The organism is Enterococcus sp. 3C7_DIV0644, from assembly GCF_002141235.1.
GTDB classification, from domain to species: domain Bacteria; phylum Bacillota; class Bacilli; order Lactobacillales; family Enterococcaceae; genus Enterococcus_D; species Enterococcus_D entomosocium.
On sequence record NZ_NGLK01000001.1, the window covers coordinates 2,688,632 to 2,695,646 of the forward strand.

General features: G+C 36.9%; 3 protein-coding genes. All 3 read left to right on the forward strand.

Annotated features, from left to right (window positions below; all coding sequences use genetic code 11):
• Window positions 1–59: 59 nt before the first annotated feature.
• Window positions 60–1,139 carry a DUF916 and DUF3324 domain-containing protein gene (locus A5877_RS12695; protein WP_086299163.1) on the forward strand — a complete coding sequence of 360 codons (1,080 nt, stop codon included), beginning with the start codon at window positions 60–62 and terminating at the stop codon, window positions 1,137–1,139.
• The gene (locus A5877_RS12700) at window positions 1,132–4,365 is read left to right on the forward strand and encodes a WxL domain-containing protein (RefSeq protein WP_086316942.1); all 3,234 of its coding nucleotides are present in this window, start codon (window positions 1,132–1,134) and stop codon (window positions 4,363–4,365) included. Before A5877_RS12695 ends, A5877_RS12700 begins: the two co-directional genes overlap by 8 nt.
• 532 nt (window positions 4,366–4,897) lie before the next feature.
• Window positions 4,898–6,388: a helix-turn-helix domain-containing protein gene (locus tag A5877_RS12705; RefSeq protein WP_016621834.1), complete on the forward strand. Its 1,491-nt coding sequence runs from the start codon at window positions 4,898–4,900 to the stop codon at window positions 6,386–6,388.
• Window positions 6,389–7,015 lie beyond the last annotated feature (627 nt).

Sequence of the window (7,015 nt, forward strand, 5' to 3'; positions counted from 1 at the left end):
TTTATGAAAAATTCTCTACAGCGTTGCATGAATGTGTAGCGTTGTTTTTTTTAGAAAGGATGATTCATTTGAACCATACTCATATATCTACTTATTTACAGCATTTGTTCCTTAAATATAAGGTTTTTTTTCTTCTTTCGATTTTCTTGTTTCCAGCATTGGTCCAAGCCGAAGAAAGTAGCCTGAATTTTCATGTTGTACCGGAATTACCTGCTAGCCAAGTAGACAGTACAAATAGTTACTTTGATCTGAATCTAGCACCAGGTTCAAAAGAGAAATTGTCCTTAAAGCTTCATAACGGGAGTGAAGAAACCATTCAAGTGCGAATCACCCCTCATACTGCTTATACCAATGTGCATGGTTTCGTGGAGTATGGCAAAAAGGCAGAAGAACCGGACCCAACATTACTATATTCTCTTGACGAATTGATTGAATCACCAGATGTGGTCGAGCTCAGTGGAAATGAAACAAAAACAGTGAACTTATCACTTCAAATGCCAGACGCTTCCTTTGATGGATTTCTAGCAGGTGGGCTGCGTATTAGTGAAGTGAAGGAAGAGACAGAAGAAACGGTTAGTGAGCAAGAGGGGGTTGCAGTAAAAAATGAATTTGCTTATGTCATAGGAGTTGTGGTCAGCAATACTCGAGATTCTGTAGAACCAGATTTAGAACTCTTAGATGTTTTCCCAAATCAATTGAACTTTCGCAATGTAATTAGCGCGACGATTCAAAATGTGACGCCAACCTTTGTGAATCGACTAGCCATTAAAGCGAGTGTTCAGCGCGAAGGTGAAACAGAAATTCTTTATGAGGCAAGTGACGAGCAAATGCAGATGGCACCTAATTCCCACTTTCATTTTCCAATTCCTTTGGGAGGCGATCGTTTTGAAGCTGGCAATTATCTTTTGAAACTGACAGCAACTTCTAAAGGGGAGTCGTGGTCCTGGGAACAAAAATTTACGATTGATTCTGAAAAAGCGCGAAGTTATAACCGTACAGATGTCACGATTGACGCAAGCACAAACTGGTGGATGATAGGATCACTTGTTTTATTTTTTGCGTTATTGGGGATGATCGTTTACGAACTCTATAAGAAAAAGCTTAAAAGAAAGTCAGGAGGTGTGAGATCGGATGAGTAAATTATTTAGGAAAGCGGTAATTTATATTATCGCTTTCAAAATGATTGCACAATCATTCTCTGTACCATTGAACATGGCTTTTGCAGAAACGCTTACTGATTTTGATGATGTGTCTGAAACTAATGAATTTCCTTCTATCGTGGAGCAAACAGAAGCGGATGAATTAAAGGATGAAACCTTTCATTTTTCTGATACTTATCTTAAAGGAAAAGTATCAGAACCGATAATCGTAAAGATTTTTTCAAACAGTGAGTATCTATCTGTTCCTATTACTTTGCCAGAAGAGGCACAGATTGTTGAAGAAAAATTACCAGAGGGTATTTCTATAAAACAAGAAGCACAATTAGGTCGGTGGCTAATTGAATCCGTTCGTCCTCAAGATACATTTGACATTCCTTTGTTTTTCGAAGTTCCAGGGAAATATCAAGTATCTGTATTAGAAAAAATACTTGTTCTTGAAATAGAAGAAGAGCAACCTACAAATGATGCTAGGGACACAGAGTCAGAGGAAAACAATGGTATTTTTCCTGATGAAGATGGAATTGCTGGACAAGAAAGTGTAGAAACGGGTATTGATTATGAAGCATACAGTGAACATCTTGAGTTATTCAATGAAGTTTTTGAAGGCACACCATTAAACGAGAACAGAAAAGTTATCGTAGATGTGAACAATCTGCAAGACTATTTTCATTTTATTGGCAACGCAAAGAATGACGGTTTTGGTCAAGTGACACTCACGGAAGAAGTAACCAATCAAGCCGGTGCCATAACTCTAAAAGAAAAAATGCTCTCTGGTTATCCTATGCGAGTCACTGGCTCGATTAATACTGGACGTCTCAGTAATACGGGTTTAGGTTCGAGTAGAGGTGGCGATGGGGTCGGCTTTGGTTTTCATGCGGATGACTTAGATGCTGTAGGTGAAACAGGTCAGGGGATGGGGCTTGCAGGATTGGCTTCTTCTTTTGGCTTTAAAATTGATACGTATAGAAACAGTAGTGCAACAGCTCTAACTGAAGCGGACCCCTCGTCAATAGATGGAACTTCAAACTCTGCATTTGGTGCATTTGTTTATACAGACTCAAACTCAGGCATCCTGCGAAACTATCAAGGGAATGAAGCGCCTCCTCGAGTCACAACAAATCCCAGTAATAACTCTTTTCGAAATTTCTCGTTAGTTTACAATCCCGGTGTCGACAACAAAATACTCAGTATTAGCTATGAAGGAAGAGTATGGCGAGTTGATGTTTCTCAGTGGATAGACACAGAAGACTTATCTTTTATCATTTCTGCTGCGACAGGTGGGTCAGTCAACCTCCATCAAATTCGTCTTGATCGCTTTGAGTATGTGGCAGCAGCTACGGAATATGATTTTATTGAAGGGGATCGGACCAATTTTTTGGACCATTTTCATTTGAGCGGTTCGGCAATTTATAATGACCAAACTGGAATCGTCACACTAACCGAGGATAGGAGTAATCAAAACGGTAGTATTTTACTTAAAGAAAAATTGAGTAATATGCATCCTTTTGAGTTTAAAGGTCGTGTCAATATTGGGAATGGAAACGGAGGACAAGGAGCATCGGGTAGTTCTTTGAGCGGAAGTGATGGCGGTGATGGAATAGGTTTTGGCTTCCATCAATCTGAACTTGATACGTTAGGTCAGTCTGGACAAGGGATGGGCATAGCAGGACTGCAAAACGCTTGGGGATTTAAATTAGATACTTATCACAATCGTGTGGATTCGGGATCTGCCACTGCAGATTTAGACGAGTTTCGATCAACTGGTGTTTGGCCTTTGGTTACCCACAATCCACATGGGTCATTCATCTATACCAGAGACGATGGAATGTTGACTAGCCATGTAAGTAACAATAACGATAGTTCAGCAGCAAAGGCGATCTTAAGGAATAATAATAATTTATTTAGAGAGTTTAAAATGACCTATAATCCCGGAGAGTATGATTCGATTTTGTCAATTGAGTATAATGGTCAGGTTTGGCACCATGATGTCAGTGAATGGCTATCTAGTGGAAATGTTACTGCTTTGTCTTTTATTATTTCAGCAGCAACAGGCGCTCAGAGTAATCTACAACAGATAGAGGTAGATTACTTTAAATATATTGTTGGAGAGGGATCGGTCAACGTTGAATACAAAGATATTGATACACAGGAGAATATTTTGTCTGGGGAATCCTTTACGGGCAAGTTGGGTGACTCCACTTTCATCGATCCTAAGAGTAAAGAAAGTGATGAACCATTTCTTAATGGCTATGATTTTGTAGGAATTAGTGAAGACTCCTCTTCGCTGATTGACGACAAAGGATATTACACATTTTCAGATGAAGAAAAGACAATTGTTTATTACTTTACTAGAGCAAAAAATGAAGTCAAAGTGATGCACGTCGCCGAGCCAGGAACGATTGTTATTAAAGAAGAAACCGTTGAAATTCCCGTGAATCAACACAAAGAATTTTCTGCAGAATATTTTGAAGGATATGAACTCTTATATATTCAAAATGATGAGGAAATCTTAGAAGATGTGCAATCTCTTACTTTAAAAATTCAAAGAGACTCTCCCAAATGTATCAGATTCGTTTATATAAAAGAAAATGATCGTGTTTCTCCGTTAGATCCACTAGCTCCAGATAAAGAAGTAAATCCTGAAAATCCCTCATCTCTGCCTGAAAACCAGGGATTGTTCAGTATTGATTTTGCATCCAATTTTTATTTTGGCTCCTTTGCAATTTCCGCACAAGACAAAAGATATTACGCTAAGCCACAAAGATTATTATCAGTTGATGGAATGTTCATTGAAGAGGAGATTCGACCAAATTACGTTCAAGTCAGCGATCGCCGTCCATCAAATACTCGTGGGGGATGGGAGCTCTCTGTGAGTCAAAACGAGCAATTCTATAGCGCTGAAACAGGATCGGAGTTAACAGGGGCAAGCTTTATATTCCAGAATCAACAATTAGTTTCAGTACAAGATGGCATCGAACCTGGCTTGCAGCAGACGACACCTATCACACTTATTCCTGGTGGAGCTAAACGCACGGTTTTAAAAGCTCAAGGAGCTGAAGGGACGGGAACATGGATTTATCGATTTGGTGATTTTGAAAGTGCTGGTCGAAGTGTGATTTTAGAGGTTCCTAAGGGGGCCAATCCTGATGCTGCAAGTTATAAAACGACATTAACCTGGGAGTTAAGTTCGGTACCATCTAATTGATTTCTCTCGTGAAAAAGTTTGTTTCTTTGGCTTATATAGGAAAATATCAAGTGAAAAGGTCTGCGATGGAGTTGATAGCTACTATCCATGCTACCGTTCGTTTAAGTTTGGACAAGTATTAAATCGAGAATCAGAATAGCCTATACGTGCATTTTGACAGATCATCTACACGTCATTCAATAATGATAAATCAATGATTCCTCCCTTTTTTATGGGCGCACATAAATTATTCTGACAGATATTAATATAGGTGTCTTTCTTTGTTTAGTTGAAGGCTTACGATACTTTTCTGATCGCTTAACAGGTCTCTTTGTGGTGAAGTCTACAATCAAGGTATGTTTCTAAAATGATCAGTGTTGGATAGGGATCCATTGTTCAAGTGATAGAAATTTCTTAAAACATACCAGAGTTCCTAGGTTCTAAAAGAACTAAATGAATGCTAATAGAGCGAATGATACTTATGAACAAAGCGATACTAAAGCGAGTATTAGCAATCTATTTAAGTACTAGTTAGTAGATGGAAAGATAGAAAATGATTACAAATAAAGCGAGGAATATGATGCGTGAACTTCAAATTGCTTTTATTACAAGTCCTATGATCAGAAGATGGATGCGAATTTTAACTATTATAGAACAAGAAGAGACTTTTACAACTATTACGCTAGCTGATAAATTGGCAATCTCCCAACGTACACTAGTCAAAGATATTCATTTAATAAAAGAACACTTCGGTGATAGTGTTGCTATTTATTCAAATAATACTGGTTTTCGTTTTGCTGAAATCGATCGTCTAATGTACCAAGAGAAAAAAGAGGAACTTTTAGACCAAGATGCACTTTATGAAATATTGGAAAGAATTTTTTATGGTGATTTTGCTGACCTCGATGAACTCGCACATCAGTACAATTATGCAGAAACTACCCTAAGACGTTTTTTAAAAAAGACACAACCAACATTGGAAGAATACGATCTTAGCCTCAGCTTTAAACCTGTAAAATTTATTGGAGAGGAGTCAAACATAAGGAAATTTTTCTTTGATTTTTATTATGGAGGCGAACAAACTCCACAAACGGTTCGCCCCCCAGATGACCTGCATGCAATTATTCGAAAAGAACTTTCAGTAGAGTTGAAAACTTATAAAATAGGAACGGGAATTTCAATTGCTGCCTTCTATTCATTACTTTACTTGACTATGGTAAGAGTAAAACAAGAACAGTTGATTAAGGTTCCCGAATGGGCTAAGAGACTCGTTTATCAGGATGAGGATTACCAGTTATTTGAGTCACTGATCCCAATCATTGATAGAGAATACGGAATTCTCCTGCCGAAAGATGAGTTAGTCTGGCTCTATTTAATGATTGTATCAAAACGTACTACAAGTTGCTTGGAATACGAGCAGTGTTTTTTGCTGCGATTTGATCAATGGCCTCAAACTACTGCAATAGTCACTGATTACTTTTCAAATGAACTCTTTAGTCAATGGGATCGTCCTTTGTTAATAACCTTTACGAGGTCTTATTTCATTGCATGGCAATTAAGTAACGCCCTTTGGCCAATATGGAATAAACAGCAAATAGAAGTGAGACATATTGCCATGCAACAATCATCCTATGAAAAAAATGTAGCGTTCCTGAAAAAACATCAGGAGGAATTAAGATTATCTGCTACAGCACTTGAAGAATTAGCTGTTGGATTTACTTTATTTATTGAACTTTTAATTCATTCTCATCAGCCTCGTCAAAATATTTTATTTTTATTGGAGGGCGATTCAATGGTGGTTCAAAGTATCCGTCTTCAAGCACAACGTTTGTTAGGCGAAAGCTATCAGCTAAATTTTTTATCCTTACCAGAGTTGACAGAGGAGCGCTTAAAATCTAATAAAACAGATTTAATAGTCACGAATTACCGACCATATATTTTTGATTATGAGTTGGAGAAAGATTATCTCCTTATTAATACAATTCCAAATCAGAAAGATTGGGATCAACTAATGCAGAGGTTAAATACTTTAGTGACAAGTTAACTTGATTAAAAAATACGTTTTGAAAATCAAGACAGATAATCTTATTAAAATACTTACTAGGGTTGATGATTTTACTTATTCAAAGATTAAGTACAAAAAGCAAAATTGTACACAAATCGAAAGATTGGAATTCATCATACTTTTTGTGTGCACTATGATTATTTTACAACTCGTCATATTAAGGTATTGTGATGTTTCTATGGGGATTCACGAGGGAAATTAATGATGAGTCATGCTCATTAAATCTCATAATAATTACCGATTAATCGATGAGATGGTCAAAATGGAATTCGTTACTGGTAAAGTGAGAACATAAAAATTATTAGCTAGCGAGTAGCAGTTACGATTGCGTAGAAAAGGACGTGAGTTCTTTTCTACGTATTTTTTTGGTTTGCCTCATTGATTGAGTTGAAATATTTGAAGGGTTCATTTGTTATATATGGAAGGGATATTTCTCTTATTACATGAATCGTATTAGGAAGTTTTAAATAAAAGTAGGCAAATTATATAGTAATAAGTTTATATAATGAAGATTTTGATGGCTAATTTATATTAAGCTTATATACCGATACAAAGCGAAATATTCTTTCTTTTTATTAAAATTAACAAAAGATTATATAGATGGAA